The organism is Bordetella genomosp. 13 (genome assembly GCF_007679965.1).
In the GTDB taxonomy this organism is placed as follows: Bacteria; Pseudomonadota; Gammaproteobacteria; order Burkholderiales; family Burkholderiaceae_B; genus Bordetella.
Genome location: NZ_VEHL01000001.1, coordinates 108,024 through 125,024, shown reverse-complemented (window position 1 = coordinate 125,024; position 17,001 = coordinate 108,024). Strand labels below are relative to the sequence as shown.

Below are 17,001 nucleotides of genomic sequence, written 5' to 3'. Positions count from 1 at the left end.
GACGCCCCGTGCCGTCGTGCAAGGACTCGACTATACGTAGCGGCAGGCATGCCGCCGAAGTGCCGATTCGGCAGGCCAGCCGTCGCGAACCGAGATGGCTCAGGCGGGCTGCGACAGGAACCGCACCAGCGTGCCGGCCGTGGCGGACAGCGTGTCCTCGGCGGGAAACACGATGCAGATCTCGCGCTGGGCCCAGGCGTCGGCCAACGGAACCACCGCCACGTCCAGCGCCTGCATGTACATCTCCGCCACCTGCTGCGGCATCACCGCGATGCCCAGGCCGGTGTGCGTCATGCGGCACAGCGCGTCCAGGCTGGCCACGCGTATCTTCACGGCCAGCGTCGCGCCCAATGCCTGGGCCTGCACGGCCAGCAGCTGCGTCAGCGCGCTGTTCTCGCGCAGCCCCACGAAGGTCTCCTGCGCGATGTCGCGCAGGGCCAGTTGCCGGTTCGCGGCACGGGGATGCCCCGACGGCAGCATCACGGCCAGGCGATCGCGCCGGTAGGGCCGCGACTGCAGGCCATGCAGGTCGGCCACGCGATTGCAGATGCCGAAGTCGGCGTCGCGCTCGCGCACCAGGCGCAGCACGTCGGGGCTGTGCTGCTCTTCCAGGTCGATGTCGACCTCGGGAAACAGGCGCTGGAAGGCGGCCACGTCCTCGGGCAGGAACTGCACGATGGCCGACAGGTTGGCCACCACGCGCACGCGGCCCTTCACGCCCGCGTACAGGCGCGACAGCTCGGCGGCCATGGACTCGACGTCGCCGATGATCTGCCGCGCATGGCGCAGCACGGCCTGGCCCGCGGGCGTGACGTTGACGCCGCGCGCGTGGCGCTGGATGAGCGGCAGGCCGACCAGCGATTCCATCTCGGCGATGCGGCGGCTGACCGCCGACGGCGCGATGAACTCGCGCTCCGCCGCGCGCGCGATGCTGTTTTCCTGGCACACCGCCACGAACAGGCGCAGCGAAGTGAAGTCGAGTCTGCGAAGGATGTTTTCCATGGCTGGGCCCGGGCGCCGCGCGGCCGTCGTTGATAGACGGCCGATCGTACTATCTTGCGCGCGAGGCCATCGGCGCGCCTGCCCGGCACCCGCCCCCCGGGGCCGCCTCCGGTCGCCGTCGCTGCCGCCGGACGCCGCGCGCCATCGCGACGGCTACGCCGCCAATGCAATCCCGCGCCCCGCGCGATATGTCGCCAGCAATGCCTCGCGCCGCTGCTCGGCCCGTTCCACGTTGCGCTCCTTCACGTGGCCATAACCCCGAATGCCGTCCGGCAGCTCCGCCAGTGCCAAGGCCGCATCCGCATTGGCGGCGTCCAGCGTGCGCGAGAACTCCTCGCACAGCGCCAGGTATTCGTCGGCCAGCCGGCGCTCCATTCGGCGCTCGGCCGTCCAGCCGAACACGTCCAGCGGCGTGCCGCGCAGCCGCTTCATCGGCGCCAGCGCGCGAAAGGCCCACTCCACCCACGGCCCGAACGCACGCTTGCGCAGGCGGCCGCGGGCATCGCGCGGCGCGATGGCGGGCGGCGCCAGGTGGTACGTCAGCCGGTAATCCTTGCCCGGCTCTCCCTCGAACTGCTCGCGCAGGCTCTGCATGAAGGCGGGATCGCCATGCAGGCGCGCCACCTCGTACTCGTCCTTGTAGCTCATCAACCTGGCCAGGTTGCGCGCCACCGCGCGCGTCACCGGCAGGTCGCGCGCTACCGCCAAGCCGGCCTCGCGCGCGCGCACCGCCGCCACCGCGTCCACGTATCGCTGCGCATACGCGGCATTCTGATAGGCCGTCAGATGCGCCGCCAGGCGCCGTATCGTGCCGTCCAGCGACTCGGGCAGTGCGGCCACCGCCGCCTGGCGCGGCGGCCGCAAGGCCTGTGCGCCATGATGCGCGGCCTGCCGGCCCAGCTCGAACGCCGCCAGGTTCTTCTGCACCGCCACGCCGTTGCGCTCGATGGCGGCGCGCAGGCTCTCCAGCGCCAGCGGCACGCCGCCCTTCTGCCACGCATAGCCCAGCAGCATGGGATTGGCATAGAGACTGTCGCCCAGCAGCGCCTCGGCCAGCGGCCCGGCCTCGATGAAATCGCAACGGCCGCCCGTGCTGGCGCGCAGCGCGTCTTCCGCGCGTCCGCCGGGAAATCGCCAGTCGGGCTGCGCCAGGAAGGACGCGGTAGGCGCCGCGGTGCTGTTGACCACCGCGCGGCCGCCCTCGGGACGGATGCGCGACAGCACGTCGGGCGAGGCCGCCACCAGCGCGTCGCAGCCGATCACCATGTCCGCCTGTCCCATCGCCACGCGCGTGGCCTGCAGGTCTTCGGGCCGGTTGGCCAGCTGCACGTGGCTGAGCACCGCGCCGCCCTTCTGCGCCAGGCCCGCCATGTCCAGCACGGTGACGCCCTTGCCCTCGATGTGCGCGGCCGTCCCCAGCAGCGCGCCTATCGTCACCACGCCCGTGCCGCCGACGCCCGCCACCACCAGCCGATAGGCCGCGCCCTCGGCGATGCGCGTGGCATCGGGCAGCGGCGCCTCGGCCAGGCCCGGCCCGCCGTACGCCGCGCCTGCCTTGCGCGGCACCGCGCCCTCGGCCGTGACGAAGCTGGGGCAGAAGCCCTCGACGCACGAATAGTCTTTGTTGCATGACGACTGGTTGATGCGGCGCTTGGTCCCCATGGGCGTGGGCAGCGGCTCCACCGACAGGCAGTTGGACTGCACCGAACAATCGCCGCAGCCTTCGCACACGGCCGCATTGATGAAGGCGCGCCGGGGCGGATCAGGGTACTCGCCGCGCTTGCGGCGGCGGCGCTTCTCGGTGGCGCAGGTCTGGTCGTAGATCAGCACCGTGGTGCCCGGCACCTCGCGCAGCGCGCGCTGCACCTCGTCCAGCGCGTTGCGGTGATGCACGGCGATGCCGGCGGGCAGGGCCAGCGCCCCCACGTACTTGTCGGGCTCGTCCGTCACCACGACGGCTCGCGTCACGCCTTCGGCCAGCATCTGCGCGGCGATGCCGGGCACCGTCAGCGTGCCGTCCACGGGCTGCCCGCCCGTCATCGCCACCGCGTCGTTGTAGAGGATCTTGTAGGTGATCGAGGCCTTGGCAGCGATGGCGGCGCGTATCGCCAGGAGGCCCGAATGGAAGTACGTGCCGTCGCCCAGGTTGGCGAAGATGTGGCGTTCCGACGTGAAATCCTTCTGCCCCAGCCAGGCTACGCCTTCGCCGCCCATCTGGCTGAAGGTGTCGGTATTGCGGTCCATCCACATGGCCATGTAATGGCAGCCGATGCCCGCCACCGCGCGCGAGCCCTCGGGCACGCGGGTGGACGTGTTGTGCGGACAGCCCGAACAGAACCACGGCTTGCGTTCTTCCACCAGCGTGGGCCGGCGGGCCTCGCGCTCCTTCGCGTCCAGCACCGCCAGGCGGGCGGCGATGCGCGCGCGCAGGGCCTCGGGGAGGTCGGCCTTGTCCAGCCGCGCGGCGATGGCGCGCGCGATCAGCGCGGGCGACAGCTCGTAGCGTGCCGGCAGCAGCCAGCCGCCGCGCGGCGTCGACCATTCGCCGCCGCCGTTGTCGCGCTCGTCGAACTTGCCGTACACGCGCGGCCGCACGTCGTCGCGCCAGTTGTACAGCTCTTCCTTCAACGCGTATTCCAGGATCTGGCGCTTCTCCTCCACCACCAGGATCTCTTTCAGCCCCGTGGCGAAGGCGCGCGCGTCCTGCGCGTCCAGCGGCCAGATGCAGCCCACCTTCAGCAGCCGGATGCCCGCGGCCTGGCAGGCGTCCTCGTCCAGGCCCAGGTCGTTCAACGCCTGCCGCACGTCCAGATAGGCCTTGCCGGCGGTCATGATGCCGAAGCGCGCCTCGGGACTGTCCAGCACCACGCGGTTGAGCTTGTTGGCGCGCACGTAGGCCAGCGCGGCATACCACTTGTGATCCAGCAGGCGCGCCTCCTGCGCCAGGGGCGTATCGGGCCAGCGGATGTTCAGGCCGCCCTCGGGCAGGGCATCGGCCGGCAGCACGGGCTGCACGCGCGCGGGATCGAACTGCACCGACGCGCTGGATTCCACCACGTCGGTCACGCACTTCATCGCCACCCACAGGCCGGTGTAGCGGCTCATGGCCCAGCCATGCAGCCCATAGTCCAGGTATTCCTGCACGTTGGCGGGATACAGCACCGGGATGCCGCTGGCGATCAGCACGTGCTCGGACTGGTGCGCCACCGACGACGATTTCGCGGCGTGGTCGTCGCCTGCCAGCAGCAGCACGCCGCCATGCGGCGCGGTGCCGGCCGAGTTGGCGTGCTTCAGCACGTCGATGGACCGGTCCACGCCCGGTCCCTTGCCGTACCACATGCCGAACACGCCATCGCGCGTGGCGCCCGGGAACAGGCCCAGCTGCTGGCTGCCCCACACGGCCGTGGCGGCCAGGTCCTCGTTCAGGCCAGGCTGGAAGACGACGTCGTGCGCCTGCAGATCGCGCCGCCCCTTCCACAGCGCCTGGTCCAGGCCGCCCAGCGGCGAGCCGCGATAGCCCGACACGTAGCCGGCAGTGTTCAGCCCGGCGGCCCGGTCGCGGGCCTTCTGCAACAGGGGCAGGCGCGCCAGCGCCTGCGTGCCGCTGAGGTACAGGCGGCCCGTCTGCAATGCGGCGGGGGGGTTGGACGATGGATCGGCGGCCGCCAGGACGGCGGCGGGCAGCGGGGCGTTCATGCGGGTCTCCTCGAGGCCTTAAAGGCTCTGCGAGGCAGTGTAGGAACCCCGACAGGCATCGTATATTCATATATTCAAGTACCAGATATATAGAAAACACATGACCCGGGACGTCAGCCTGCGCCAGCTCCGCTACTTCGCCGCCGCGGCGCGCACCGGCCGGCTGTCCATGGCCGCCGCCGACGAACACGTGTCGCAGTCGGCGGTCACCAACGCGGTACTGGCCCTGGAGGCGCAACTGGGCGTGCGCCTGTTCGACCGCCATCCGCACGGCGTCACGCTGACGCCGGAGGGCCATCACTTCCACCAGCGCGTGCGCGAGGTGCTGGACACGCTGGACGATGCCCTGCGCGAGCCCGGCTTCCAGCGCTACGCGCTGCGCGGCTCGGTGCGCATCGCCGCCTCGTACACCGTGCTGGGCTACTTCCTGCCCGAGCTGCTGGCGCGTTTCCGGCGCCGCTATCCCGACGTCGTGCTGGACCTGATCGACATGGACCGCCCGGACATCGAGGCCGCCGTCGGCAGCGGCGACGTGGAACTGGGCGTGGCGCTCATCTCCAACATGGAGCGGCGTTCGCGCTTCGGCCACCACGTGCTGGTGAAATCGCGCCGCCAGCTCTGGACGGCGTCGGACCATCCCTTGCAGGCGCTGCCCGCTCCCACGCTGGCCGACGTGGCCGGCTATCCCTACATCCTGCTGGAAATGGACGAGGGCGAACAGTCGACGCTGGGGTATTGGCGCAAGCATGGCGCGGCGCCGGACATCGCGTTCCGCACCCGTTCGATGGAAGCGCTGCGCGGGCTGGTGGCCCATGGCTTCGGCGTGACGGTGCTGTCGGACATGGTCTATCGCCCGTGGTCGCTGGAAGGCAAGAAGATCGACGCCGTCCCCTTGGCCGACGCCGTGCCGCCGATGGAGGCGGGGCTCCTCTGGCATCCGCGCGCGGCGCTGGCCAAGCCGGCCAACGCGTTCCGGCAGTTCATGATCCACGCCTGCGGCGGTTGAGCCGGCCCGACGAGCATTCGCCCCGACGACAACGGGCTTTTACCCACTTTCCGGCCGCCAAGTTTGCGTGCGCTCACTTTTTCCGAATCCAGCGCTAAAAATCCTGCAAAATCGGCGATCTTCTACGATCTGTGACAATTCAGTCATAGCGTGTCACAGTGCTGACCATAGAATTTCCTGCCACTCCCAACGCACTCCTGCCTGTGCGCCGTCATGGCGCGGCCTAGCTCGAGAACGGCGACAGGATCCACCGTCTTTCGCGCGCGCCGCACGGCCGCCACCCCACAGGTACCCTTTTCGATGAAAGTCCAGATCCGCACCGTACGCAGCAAATTGTTGGCCGCCTTCGGCGTCATCTTCGTCCTGATGCTGGCCGTGTCCCTGCTGTCGCTGACGGCCTTGCAGCACGTGAACACCGGCTTCACGAACTATCTCGAAGGCATCGACGCGCGCGCCAAGCTGGCGGAGCGCGTGCGCGCCGCCGTCGATGCCCGTGCCATCGCCGCCCGCAACCTGGCGTTGACGACACAGCCCTCGGTCCAGGCCGAGGAAAAGCGCGTCCTCGACGACGCCCATGCCGACGTGAAGAAATACCTGTCGCAACTGACCTCGCTGGCCGAGACCGCCGCGGACAGCAGCCCGAAGACGCGCGAACTGATCGCTGCCATCAGCCAGGTGGAAAGCGCATACGGCCCGCTGGCGCTGCAGATCGCCGATGCCGCGCTGGCCGGCCGGCAGGCCGAGGCCTTCAGGATGATCGACGAGCAGTGCCGCCCCATGCTGGCCCGCCTGATCGCCGCCACCGATGCCTACGCCAGCTACACCGAGCAGCGTCTGCAAACCATCGTCGAGGAACGCCAGGCCCAGTACGCCTTCGACCGCAACTGGGTCATCGCCCTCTGCGTGGCGACGCTGGCCATCGCGATCGGGCTGGCCATCGCCATCACGCGCAGCATCACCCAGGCGCTGGGCGCGGAGCCCGCCGACCTGGTCGGCATCACGCGCCGCGTGGCGCACGGCGACCTGTCCGCCATCCGCGGCGCCGACACCGCCCCCGAAGGCAGCGTGCTGGCGTCGATGGGCATCATGCAGCACGGCCTGGTGACGCACCTGCGCTCGATCTCGCTGGCCGCGCAGGGCGTGGCGGCGGGCGCCTCGCACATCGCCGAAAGCAATCTGGATCTCTCGTCCCGCACCGAGCAGCAGGCCAGCTCGCTGGAAGAAACCGCGTCGGCCATGGAAGAGCTGGCCACCGCCGTGCGCCAGACCGCGCAGAACTCGATCAAGGCCAGCCACCTGGTGTCGCAGGGCAACGGCATCGCGCAGCAGAACGGCAGGATGATGGAAGCGATGCGCGACCAGATGCACCGCATCAGCGCCTCGTCGGGCAAGATGGGCGAGATCATCACCACCATCGAGTCCATCGCCTTCCAGACCAACATCCTCGCGCTGAACGCGGCCGTGGAAGCCGCGCGCGCGGGCGAGCAGGGCAAGGGCTTCGCCGTCGTCGCCTCGGAAGTGCGCACGCTGGCCCATCGCAGCGCCACCGCCGCGAAGGAGATCAAGGACCTGATCGGCGGCTCGGTCGCACAGGTCGAGCAGGGCCGCGGCCTGGCTGAGCAGGTGCAGGAAACCATGCAGGAGATGGTGCGCAACGCGGGCGAGATCTCCCGGATCATCCATGAAATCACCGAGGCCAATGCCGAGCAGAGCAGCGGCATCGACCAGATCAACGCGGCCGTCGAGCAGATAGACACGGCCACCCAGCAGAACGCGGCGCTGGTCGAAGAGACCGCCTCGGCCGCGATCTCTCTGCAGGAACAGGCGCGCACGCAGGCCGAGGCGCTGGCCTACTTCCGCTTCGAGACCAGCGACGCGCAACACGCCGAGGTCGAAATGGAAACGGCCGGCAAGATGCCGGCCGCCACATTGCGATTGGCTTCGGCGTAAACGCCGTTCTACGTCACGCCAGGTCGTAGCGGTCCAGGTTCATCACCTTGGTCCACGCGGCGATGAAGTCGCGCACGAACTTCTGCTCGCCGTCGGCGCTGGCATAGACCTCGCCCAGCGCGCGCAGCTGCGCATGCGCGCCGAACACCAGGTCGATGCGCGTGCCGGTCCACTTCTTCTGGCCGGTCTTGCGGTCATAGCCTTCGAACAGGTCGCGCTCGGGCGTCACCGGCTTCCACTGCGTACCCATGTCCAACAGGTTGCGGAAGAAGTCGGGCGTGAGGGTCCCGGGACGATCCGTGAAGACGCCATGCGCTTCCTGGCCCACGTGCACGTCCAGCACGCGCAGGCCGCCCAGCAGCACCGTCATCTCGGGCGTGGTCAGCGTCAGCAGCTGCGCGCGGTCGATCAGCAGCGCCTCGGCCGGGATGCGGAACTTGGCCTTCACGTAGTTGCGGAAGCCGTCGGCGACGGGCTGCAGCGCGTCCACCGATTCCACGTCGGTCTGTTCCTGCGACGCGTCCATGCGGCCCGGCGCGAAAGGCACCGTGATGCGGTGGCCGGCCTTCTCGGCGGCCTGCTCGATGGCGGCACTGCCCGCCAGCACGATCAGGTCGGCCAGCGAGATCTTCTTGGCGCCCGACTGCGCGCCGTTGAACTCGGCCTGGATGCCTTCCAGCGTCTTCAGCACCCGCGCCAGCTGTTCCGGCTGGTTCACCGCCCAGTCCTTCTGCGGAGCCAGGCGGATGCGCGCGCCGTTGGCGCCGCCGCGCTTGTCCGAGCCGCGGAACGTCGAGGCCGAGGCCCAGGCCGTGGACACCAGCTGCGACACCGTCAATCCGGACGCGGCGATCTTCTGCTTCAGCGCGGCGACGTCCTGTTCGTCGACCAGCTCGTGGTCGACGGCGGGGATCGGGTCCTGCCAGTTGAATTCCTGCGCGGGCACTTCGGGGCCCAGGTAGCGGGCGCGCGGACCCATGTCGCGGTGGGTCAGCTTGAACCACGCGCGGGCGAAGGCGTCGGCGAACTCTTCGGGGTTCTCGTAGAAGCGGCGCGAGATCTTCTCGTAGGCCGGATCCATGCGCAGCGACAGGTCGGTGGTCAGCATCGTGGGCAGCAGCTTCTTCGATGCATCGTGCGCGTGCGGGATGGTTTCCTGCGCGTCCTTCGCCACCCATTGGTGGGCCCCGGCCGGGCTCTTGGTCAGTTCCCATTCGTATTCGAACAGGTTGGCGAAGAAGCCGTTGCCCCATTTCGTGGGCGTCGTGGTCCAGGTCACTTCCAGGCCGCTGGTGATGGTGTCCGCGCCCTTGCCGGTGCCGAACGCGTTCTTCCAGCCCAGGCCCTGGTTCTCCAGGTCGGCGGCCTCGGGTTCGGCGCCCACGTTGTCGGCGGGGCCGGCGCCGTGCGTCTTGCCGAAGGTGTGGCCGCCGGCGATCAGCGCCACGGTCTCCTCGTCGTCCATCGCCATGCGGGCGAAGGTCTCGCGGATGTCGTGCGCGGCGGCGATGGGATCGGGGTTGCCGTCCGGACCTTCGGGGTTCACGTAGATCAGGCCCATCTGCACCGCGGCCAGCGGGTTCTCGAGCTTGCGGTCGTCGTTGCGGCTCTCTTCCTGGCCATGCATCTGGGCGTCGGCCACCAGCACGCCGTCGTCGCTGCCGTCGCGGCCCGCGGCGCCCTTGCCGTAGCGCACGTCGCCGCCCAGCCAGGTCTTCTCGTTGCCCCAGTACACGTCGTTGTCGGGTTCCCAGGTGTCCACGCGGCCGCCGGCGAAGCCCAGCGTCTTGAAGCCCATGGTCTCGAGCGCGACGTTGCCGGTCAGCACCAGCAGGTCGGCCCACGACAGCTTACAGCCGTACTTCTGCTTGATCGGCCACAGCAGGCGGCGCGCCTTGTCCAGGCTGACGTTGTCAGGCCAGCTGTTGAGCGGCGCGAAGCGCTGCTGGCCGCGGCCCGCACCGCCACGGCCGTCGCCGATGCGATAGGTGCCGGCGCTGTGCCAGGCCATGCGCACGAACAGCGGGCCGTAGTGGCCGAAGTCGGCGGGCCACCAGTCCTGCGAATCGGTCATCAGCGCCGCCAGGTCCTGCTTCACCGCGGCCAGGTCCAGGCTCTTGAATGCTTCGGCATAGTCGAAGTCCTCGCCCATCGGATTGGACTTCTCGGAGTGCTGGGTCAGCAGGTCCAGTCGCAGCTGTTGCGGCCACCAGTCACGATTGGTGGTGCCGCCGCCGGCGGCATGATTGAAGGGACATTTGGGGGCGTTCGACATATTTTCATTCTCCTGGAACAGCGGACGCTTGGGGCAAGAGCGGCACGCGCCATGCGCGGACCGCTTGAAACCCGAAGCGTAAAACAAAGCGTGCATCCGCGGAAACGGCGATGGGTATGCCGGCAACCCGCATTTGTCTATGAAAACGGGTGGCGTCAATCGCCGCGATAAGAAAATAAAATCGGGTTTGCGCCGTATATGACTTCGGCGTGACGTGCCTTATGCGGATCGACCGGGAAACGCAGCCGCGCATTATCGGAACGAGTCATCGGGATGTCAGGAAACGCGCGCCGAACGGCGCGCCGGCATATTGGGCGACGCTCGTTTCCGACACGGGGGTGACGCGTATTCAAACGCCACGACGAATCGCCGTCACGCCGCGCGCGTCGACTCGCGCTCGATGATCTCGAATCCCACGTCCACGGTGCGCTCGCCGACTTCCTGCCCCGCGAAGCGCGCCATCAGCAACTGCGCCGCCAGCTCGCCGATGCGCGCGCCATCGACGTGCACCGTGGTCAACGACGGCGCCAGGTACGCCGAGAAATCCGCGCCGCCGAAGCCGCACACCGCCACATCCCGCGGCACGCGCAGGCCTTGCACGCGCGCCTCGGTCAGCACGCCCTCGGCCAGGCCGTCCGAGCTGCAGCAGATCGCCTGCAGGTCCGGGTGATTGGCCAGCAGTTGCGCACAGGCGCGCCGTCCCGATGCCACGCTGCTGGGCGCGGGCACGACCGCCGTGGGCACCTCGCCGCCCATGGCTTCCCGGAAGGCGTCCGCGCGCATGACCGCGCGCCGGTCGTCGCCGATGGCCAGTCCCACGCGGGTCCAGCCTTTGGCCTGGAAGTACTCGGCCACCGCCCGGCCCACCTGTTGGTGCGAGAAGCCCACCACCATGTCCACGGGATCATCGACGGATTCCCAGGTCTCGACCACCGGAATGTCCGATTGGCGCAGCCGCCGCGCCGCCGGCGAATCGCCCAGCATGCCCGCCACCACGATGCCGTCCACGCGCCGTCCCATCATCGCGTCCAGTAGCGCGGCTTCGCGGGCACGGTCGTAGCCCGCCTGGCCCAGGATCAGCTGGTAGCCCTCGCGGTCCAGCGCCGCCGTCAACGCCTGGATGGTAGGCAGGAACTGCGGCACGGACACGATGGGCACCAGCGCGGCCACGGTGCGGCTGCGGCGCGTCTTCAGGCCGCCGGCAAGCAGGTTGGGCACGTAGCCCACCGCAGAGGCCACCGCCTGCACGCGCGCGGCGGTGGCCTGCGACACGCGGCCCGGATTGCTCAGAGCGCGCGAGGCCGTGATGAGCGACACGCCGGCTTCGCGCGCGACGTCATGCAGGGTGATGGATTTGGGTTTCATGGCGATCCGCCGATCATGGTTACGGGTATTCCCTAACTTTTCGCGGCCGAATGGACAACGTTATCCTTATTCTACCGAGTCAGCTGCTGCAACGGTGCGTGTGCCGGTCCATCCGGGCGCCGCGCCCCTTCCGAAGCGGATTTTCCCTTGTTCACGGCCGGCCGGTGTTTTTATTTACCCATCAAGGACAACGTTGTCCATCCATCCGGATCGGGCCGCGGAGACAACCTGGACGCATCGCCATGACCACCGAATTCCCCGCCGACCGCATCGCCTGGATGCGCATCTCCTCCTGCTACCTGCCCCTGGCCACGCCCATCAGCGACGCCAAGGTGTTCACCGGACGCCAGAAGCCGATGACGGAGGTCGCCATGCTGTTCGTCGAACTGCAGACGGAGAACGGCGACGAGGGCCTGGGCCTGAGCTATTCGAAGCGCGCCGGCGGCCCCGGCCAGTTCGCCCATGCGAAAGAGATCGCCCCGACCCTGATCGGCGAGGATCCCAGCGACATTGGCCGCCTGTGGACCAAGCTGTGCTGGGCCGGCGCGTCGGTCGGCCGCAGCGGCCTGTCCACGCAGGCCATCGCCGCCTTCGACGTGGCCCTGTACGACCTGAAGGCGCGCCGCGCCAAGCTGCCGCTGGCCAAGCTGCTGGGCGCCTACCGCGATTCCGTGGCCTGCTACAACACCTCGGGCGGCTTCCTGCACACGCCGCTGGACCAGTTGCTGGTCAACGCCAGCGCCTCGCGCGAGCGCGGCATCGGCGGCATCAAGCTGAAGGTAGGCCACCCCGACCACCAGCACGATCTGAAGCGCGTCGAGGCCGTGCGCAAGCACCTGGGCGACGACGTGCCGCTGATGGTCGACGCCAACCAGCAGTGGAACCGCCCGGCCGCGCAGCGCATGTGCCGCACCTTCGAGCAGTTCAACCTGGTGTGGATCGAAGAGCCCCTGGACGCCTACGACCACGAGGGCCACGCCGCCCTGGCCGCGACGTTCGACACGCCCATCGCCACCGGCGAGATGCTGACCAGCGCGGCGGAGCACTTCGACCTGATCCGCCATCGCGGCGCCGACTTCATCCAGCCCGACGCGCCGCGCGTGGGCGGCATCACGCCCTTCCTGAAGATCCTCGGCCAGGCCGAGCAGGCCGGCTGCATGCTGGCCCCGCACTTCGCCATGGAGCTGCACGTGCACCTCGCCGCGGTCTACCCGACCGAGCCCTGGGTCGAGCATTTCGACTGGCTGGAGCCGCTGTTCAACGAGCGCCTGGAGATCCGCGACGGCCGCATGCTGGTGCCCTCGCGCCCCGGCCTGGGCATGTCGCTGAGCGACCAGGCCCGCAGCTGGACGCGCGAGCAGGTCGAGATCGGCAAGCGCGCGTGATCAGGTTTTACCTTCGGCTTGCCGACCACGCCCCGAACGCATCGCGTCCTCGGGGCGTGGTCGCAGCCGGTCCATGAATCAGGTGGCTTCCAGCCGCCATCCCACGAAATCGGCGCACAGACGCCACGACGCACAACAACGGAGAGACAGATGAAACGCCTGCTGAGCACCCTCGCACTGGGCCTGGCCGCCGCCACGACGGCCCTGCCCGTCCTGGCCCAGAACGCCCCCTGGCCCAACAAGCCCGTCACCTTCCTGGTGCCCTTTCCGCCGGGCGGCTCCACCGACCTGATTTCCCGCACCGTCGGCGCCAAGCTGCAGGAGAAACTGGGCGGCACCTTCGTCACCGAGAACCGCCCGGGCGCGGGCGGCACCGTGGGCACGTCGCAAGCCAAGCGCGCCGCGCCGGACGGCAGCACCATCCTGGTGTCCTCGCTGGGGCCGTTCGTCATCGGCCCGCACCTGGTCAAGGACCCCGGCTACGACGCGCTGAAGGACTTCGACTACATCACCGTCGCCGTGCAGGCGCCCAACGTACTGGTGGTCAACGCCAACTCGAAGATCAACTCGGTGCAGGACGTGCTGGCCGCGCTCAAGGGCAAGGACGGCTTGACCTTCGCCTCGGCCGGCAACGGCACGTCGGACCACCTGACCGCAGAGCTTTTCTGGCAGGAGACCCGCACCAAGGGCACGCACGTGCCCTACAAGGGCGGCGCGCCGGCCATCATCGACCTGATCGGCGGCCAGGTGGACGCCAGCTTCAGCAACATCAACACGTGCCTGACGCACGTGCAATCGGGCAAGCTGCGCGCCCTGGCCGTGACCAGCGCCAAGCGCTCGCCGCTGCTGCCCGACGTGCCGACGATGGAAGAGCTGGGCTTCAAGGGCGTGACCGTGACCTCGTGGCAAGCCTTCGCGGCGCCCAAGGGCTTGCCGACCGACATCCGCGACAAGCTGCGCAAGGGCATCGTCGAAAGCCTGAACGACCCGTCCGTGAAGCCCAAGCTGCTGGAACTGGGCTTCGAGATCGTGGGCAACACGCCCGCCGAATTCACCAAGTTCCAGGCGGAGGAATTCGCACGCTGGAAGAAGGTGATCGAGGTGGGGCAGATCACGGCGAATTGATGGACATGATGCCGATATCGCTCGTCACCATGCCCTCCACTGTTTTGACCGTGTCCTCGATCGTTTCCTCGGACGCTTCCGCGTCCTTGCGAGCCGTCTCGTCGCCGCGCTCCACCTTCTGCTTGGCCAGCGCCAGCAGGGCCTTCAGGTCGCGCAGCGCCTCGCGCAGGTTCCTGGCGTCTTCCCCGCGCTGGCGGTCTTCCGAGCGACGCAGGTTGGCGGCGTCGAGCTCCTTGCCCACGGTGCTCTGGACGGTCTCCTCGGCCGAATCGTCCTGCGATGTGGCAGCGTCGTCGAAGCCGGATGCCGCGCTGGCCTCATCCGCCGTGCCCGACGCAGCCGCTTCGCCGGCACCCGCCTGCGTTGTCGCGTCGGTAGCCACGTCCGTCGTGGCGCTCACTTTCGCATACGCGGCCGCGGCCTGCGCGGCTTGGCTGGCGACGCCGCCGCGCGCATCGCCCTGCCCGGCATCGGCCGCGGCATCGGGCATGGCCTGAACCGGGGTCGCGCTGTCGGAGAGCTGCGGCACATCCGCCATCGGCGCCGGCATGGCGCCGACGCCACCGCCCGCCGTCGAAGGCGCGCCCGCCCCCTGCTTCAACGTGTCAGCCGCCGCCGAGAGTTGGCCGGCAAGCTGGCGGATCTCGCGCAGCACGCCCTTGGCGGCTTCGGGCCCCATCAGCGCGAGCATCTTCTTCAACACCTCGATGCGCTTCTTGATCTCTTCGATGCGCGCGCGGGCCAGGTCCTTCCTGGACGCCATCACGTCCGTGGACAGCCGCGATATGGCCTGGCCGTATTCCAGCACCTTGTTCAACGCGTCGTTGCTGAGCGTGACGCGCGCGGACAGGTACCGCGTCGCGGTTTCCTGGTCGCCCTGCGCCGCCGACATGAGCAGCCTGGCGGCGTCGGCCTGCGTGCCGGAGGACGGCGCAGTCGACCCCGCTGAATTCTTCTTGATCGAAAAGTCCGACGTCATGTCTGGCTCCGCCCGATTGCGTTGACCGGCAAATTCCCATGCCGCCGGACCGGACGGGCACAGGTCATCCTTCAACTACGGCCGCGCTTCCGGGCGACTTAAACCAGGCCGGGCCGCGTGTCCGGCACGCGGCCGGATGAGAGATGCACGCATCGAAGTTTGCAGATTGATGCCGATTGTGGACAGGATCGGAGCCGCCGCCTATAACCTCGCATGCACGGCACGCCAACCCTGGCCCCTATCCCCCCCGGAACCATGACCATTTCAAGCTTCCTCAAGAAGTTGTTCTCGTCGTCTGGTGCGTCCGTGCCCACCTCCCAGGGGGCAGACACCGAGGCCCGGGTCCGCGAGAAAGCCGCGCTCGCCGTTTCCCGATTCCAGCAGCGCGCGCAGGGGCGTCTCGACTATTCGGAACAAAGCCTGTCCGCCGTGGAAGAGATGCTGGCGGAAGCGTCCGGGCATACCGGGCAGATGGCGTCCGGGGAAGTCGATGCGCTGGTCAACCTCATGGGATCGTACGTGCTCGAAGTCGCACACCGGCAATTCGGCGGGATCTACCAGTGGTATGACGCGGCGGACAAGCCCGTGCTGGTCGTCGGCAGGCCCGAGTTCGGCGTGGCGATCATGCCGTTCGACAAGATCCGGGGCCGGCTGGGCGGCGACGAGGGCGATCACATCGTATTCTTCTACGAGGGCTTCGCCGAGCGTGCGAGGACGGCCGCGCCCGGCACGGACGCGCTGTATCTCTGATCGCAGGGCGCAGGGGGAACGGCCGCGCCGCCTCAGCATTCGACGATATTCACCGCCAGCCCGCCGCGCGCCGTTTCCTTGTACTTGGTCAGCATGTCCGCGCCCGTCTCGCGCATGGTCTTGATGACCTTGTCCAGGCTGACGTGATGCGAGCCGTCGCCGTGCAGCGCCATGCGCGCCGCGTTGATCGCCTTGACCGCGGCGATGGCGTTGCGCTCGATGCATGGAATCTGCACCAGTCCGCCGACCGGATCGCAGGTCAGGCCCAGGTGATGCTCCATGCCGATCTCGGCCGCGTTCTCGACCTGCGCGGGCGTGCCGCCCAGCACCGCGCACAAGGCCCCGGCGGCCATCGAACAGGCCACGCCGACCTCGCCCTGGCAGCCCACCTCCGCGCCGCTGATGGACGCGTTTTCCTTGTACAGGATGCCGATGGCGCCGGCCGTCAGCAGGAAATCGACGACGCCGCGCTCGTCGGCTCCGGTGATGGCGTGCGTGTAGTAGTGCAGCACGGCGGGGATGATGCCGGCCGCCCCGTTGGTCGGCGCCGTCACCACGCGGCCGCCCGCGGCGTTCTCCTCGTTCACCGCCAAGGCCCACAGGTTCACCCAGTCCAGCACGCGCAGCGGGTCGTCGGGATGCTGCGTGTATTCGCCCAGGCGCCGCGCCAGGTCGGCCGCGCGCCGCTTCACCTTGAAGCCGCCCGGCAGCACGCCCTGCGTCCGGCTGCCGCGCTGTACGCAGGCCTGCATCACGTCCCAGATCTTCAACAGGCCGCCGTCGATCTCGCCGTCGCTACGCCAATGCTGTTCGTTGCGGCGCATCAGGCCGGCAATGCTCAGGCCATGCAGGCGCGTCAGCCGCAGCAGTTCGTCGCCGGTGCGGAACGCCAGCGGCAGCACCGTGACGTCGGGCGCGATGATCTTCTGCTTCTGGCCATCCGCCGCCACGGCGTCGCTGACGACGAAGCCGCCGCCCACCGAGTAGTACACAGCCTGGCGCACCAACGCGCCTTCGGCATCGAAGGCCTCGAAGCGCATGCCGTTGGCATGGAAGGGCAGCGGCTTGCGGTGGAACAGCAGGTCGCGCTTCTCTTCGAACGCCACCGCATGCGTATCGCCCAGGCGTATCGATTGCGTCGTGCGCACGGCCCGCAGCAGCGCGGGAATCCGTTCCACGTCCACCGTATCCGGCTCCTGGCCAGCCAGGCCCAGCAGCACGGCGGTATCGCTGCCGTGTCCCTTGCCGGTGGCGCCCAGCGAGCCATGCAGGGACACGCGCACGCGCGCCACGCGGGCCATCTCGTCATGCGTATCCAGCGCGCGTGTGAACAGCCGTGCGGCGCGCATGGGCCCGACGGTATGCGAGCTGGAGGGCCCGATCCCGATCTTGAACAAATCGAACACGCTGACTGCCATGGCCTTGCTTCCTGCTGTGCGCTGAACTGCCCGTTGCCGTCATGGCGGGG

The 17,001-nt window shown here is 68.9% G+C and carries 11 protein-coding genes; 5 read left to right on the top strand and 6 right to left on the bottom strand.

The window, feature by feature from the left end:
* Positions 1-99: 99 nt before the first annotated feature.
* Together FS845_RS00575 and FS845_RS00570 are read right to left on the bottom strand one after the other, a co-directional pair.
* Positions 100-1,002, bottom strand: coding sequence for a LysR substrate-binding domain-containing protein (locus FS845_RS00575; protein ID WP_144629883.1), 903 nt, complete (start codon positions 1,000-1,002; stop codon positions 100-102).
* 153 nt (positions 1,003-1,155) lie between these two features.
* Positions 1,156-4,698: an indolepyruvate ferredoxin oxidoreductase family protein gene (locus FS845_RS00570; protein ID WP_144629881.1), complete on the bottom strand. Its 3,543-nt coding sequence runs from the start codon at positions 4,696-4,698 to the stop codon at positions 1,156-1,158.
* A gap of 100 nt (positions 4,699-4,798) precedes the next feature.
* On the opposite strand from FS845_RS00570, the gene FS845_RS00565 reads away from it, so the two are divergent.
* A complete protein-coding gene (locus FS845_RS00565) occupies positions 4,799-5,704 on the top strand; it encodes a LysR family transcriptional regulator (protein WP_144629879.1) in 906 nt (301 codons plus the stop codon).
* Positions 5,705-6,004: 300 nt separating this feature from the next.
* The gene (locus tag FS845_RS00560; protein ID WP_186332112.1) at positions 6,005-7,654 is read left to right on the top strand and encodes a methyl-accepting chemotaxis protein; all 1,650 of its coding nucleotides are present in this window, start codon (positions 6,005-6,007) and stop codon (positions 7,652-7,654) included.
* 13 nt (positions 7,655-7,667) lie between these two features.
* On the opposite strand, the gene katG is transcribed toward FS845_RS00560, so the two are convergent.
* Both katG and FS845_RS00550 read right to left on the bottom strand, forming a co-directional pair.
* Entirely contained in the window at positions 7,668-9,929 is a 2,262-nt protein-coding gene (katG, locus tag FS845_RS00555; RefSeq protein WP_144629875.1) for a catalase/peroxidase HPI, read from the bottom strand.
* A 372-nt stretch (positions 9,930-10,301) separates the two neighbouring features.
* The gene (locus tag FS845_RS00550; protein ID WP_144629873.1) at positions 10,302-11,294 is read right to left on the bottom strand and encodes a LacI family DNA-binding transcriptional regulator; all 993 of its coding nucleotides are present in this window, start codon (positions 11,292-11,294) and stop codon (positions 10,302-10,304) included.
* Positions 11,295-11,536: 242 nt separating this feature from the next.
* Between FS845_RS00550 and FS845_RS00545 the strand changes: the two genes are divergently transcribed.
* Positions 11,537-12,679: an L-talarate/galactarate dehydratase gene (locus tag FS845_RS00545; RefSeq protein WP_144629871.1), complete on the top strand. Its 1,143-nt coding sequence runs from the start codon at positions 11,537-11,539 to the stop codon at positions 12,677-12,679.
* Between the two features lie 150 nt (positions 12,680-12,829).
* The gene (locus FS845_RS00540) at positions 12,830-13,804 is read left to right on the top strand and encodes a Bug family tripartite tricarboxylate transporter substrate binding protein (RefSeq protein ID WP_144629869.1); all 975 of its coding nucleotides are present in this window, start codon (positions 12,830-12,832) and stop codon (positions 13,802-13,804) included.
* On the opposite strand, the gene FS845_RS00535 is transcribed toward FS845_RS00540, so the two are convergent.
* Positions 13,791-14,858: a hypothetical protein gene (locus tag FS845_RS00535; protein WP_144629867.1), complete on the bottom strand. Its 1,068-nt coding sequence runs from the start codon at positions 14,856-14,858 to the stop codon at positions 13,791-13,793. The two genes, FS845_RS00540 and FS845_RS00535, sit on opposite strands and share 14 nt — an antisense overlap.
* 180 nt (positions 14,859-15,038) lie before the next feature.
* Here FS845_RS00535 and FS845_RS00530 point away from each other — a divergent pair, with 180 nt between their 5' ends.
* On the top strand, positions 15,039-15,533 hold the full coding sequence (locus FS845_RS00530) for a hypothetical protein (protein ID WP_144629865.1): 495 nt from the start codon (positions 15,039-15,041) through the stop codon (positions 15,531-15,533).
* Positions 15,534-15,565: 32 nt separating this feature from the next.
* Here FS845_RS00530 and FS845_RS00525 read toward each other — a convergent pair whose 3' ends face one another.
* Positions 15,566-16,951, bottom strand: a complete 1,386-nt coding sequence (locus tag FS845_RS00525; RefSeq protein WP_144629862.1) for an L-serine ammonia-lyase — start codon at positions 16,949-16,951, stop codon at positions 15,566-15,568.
* Between the last annotated feature and the right edge of the window lie 50 nt (positions 16,952-17,001).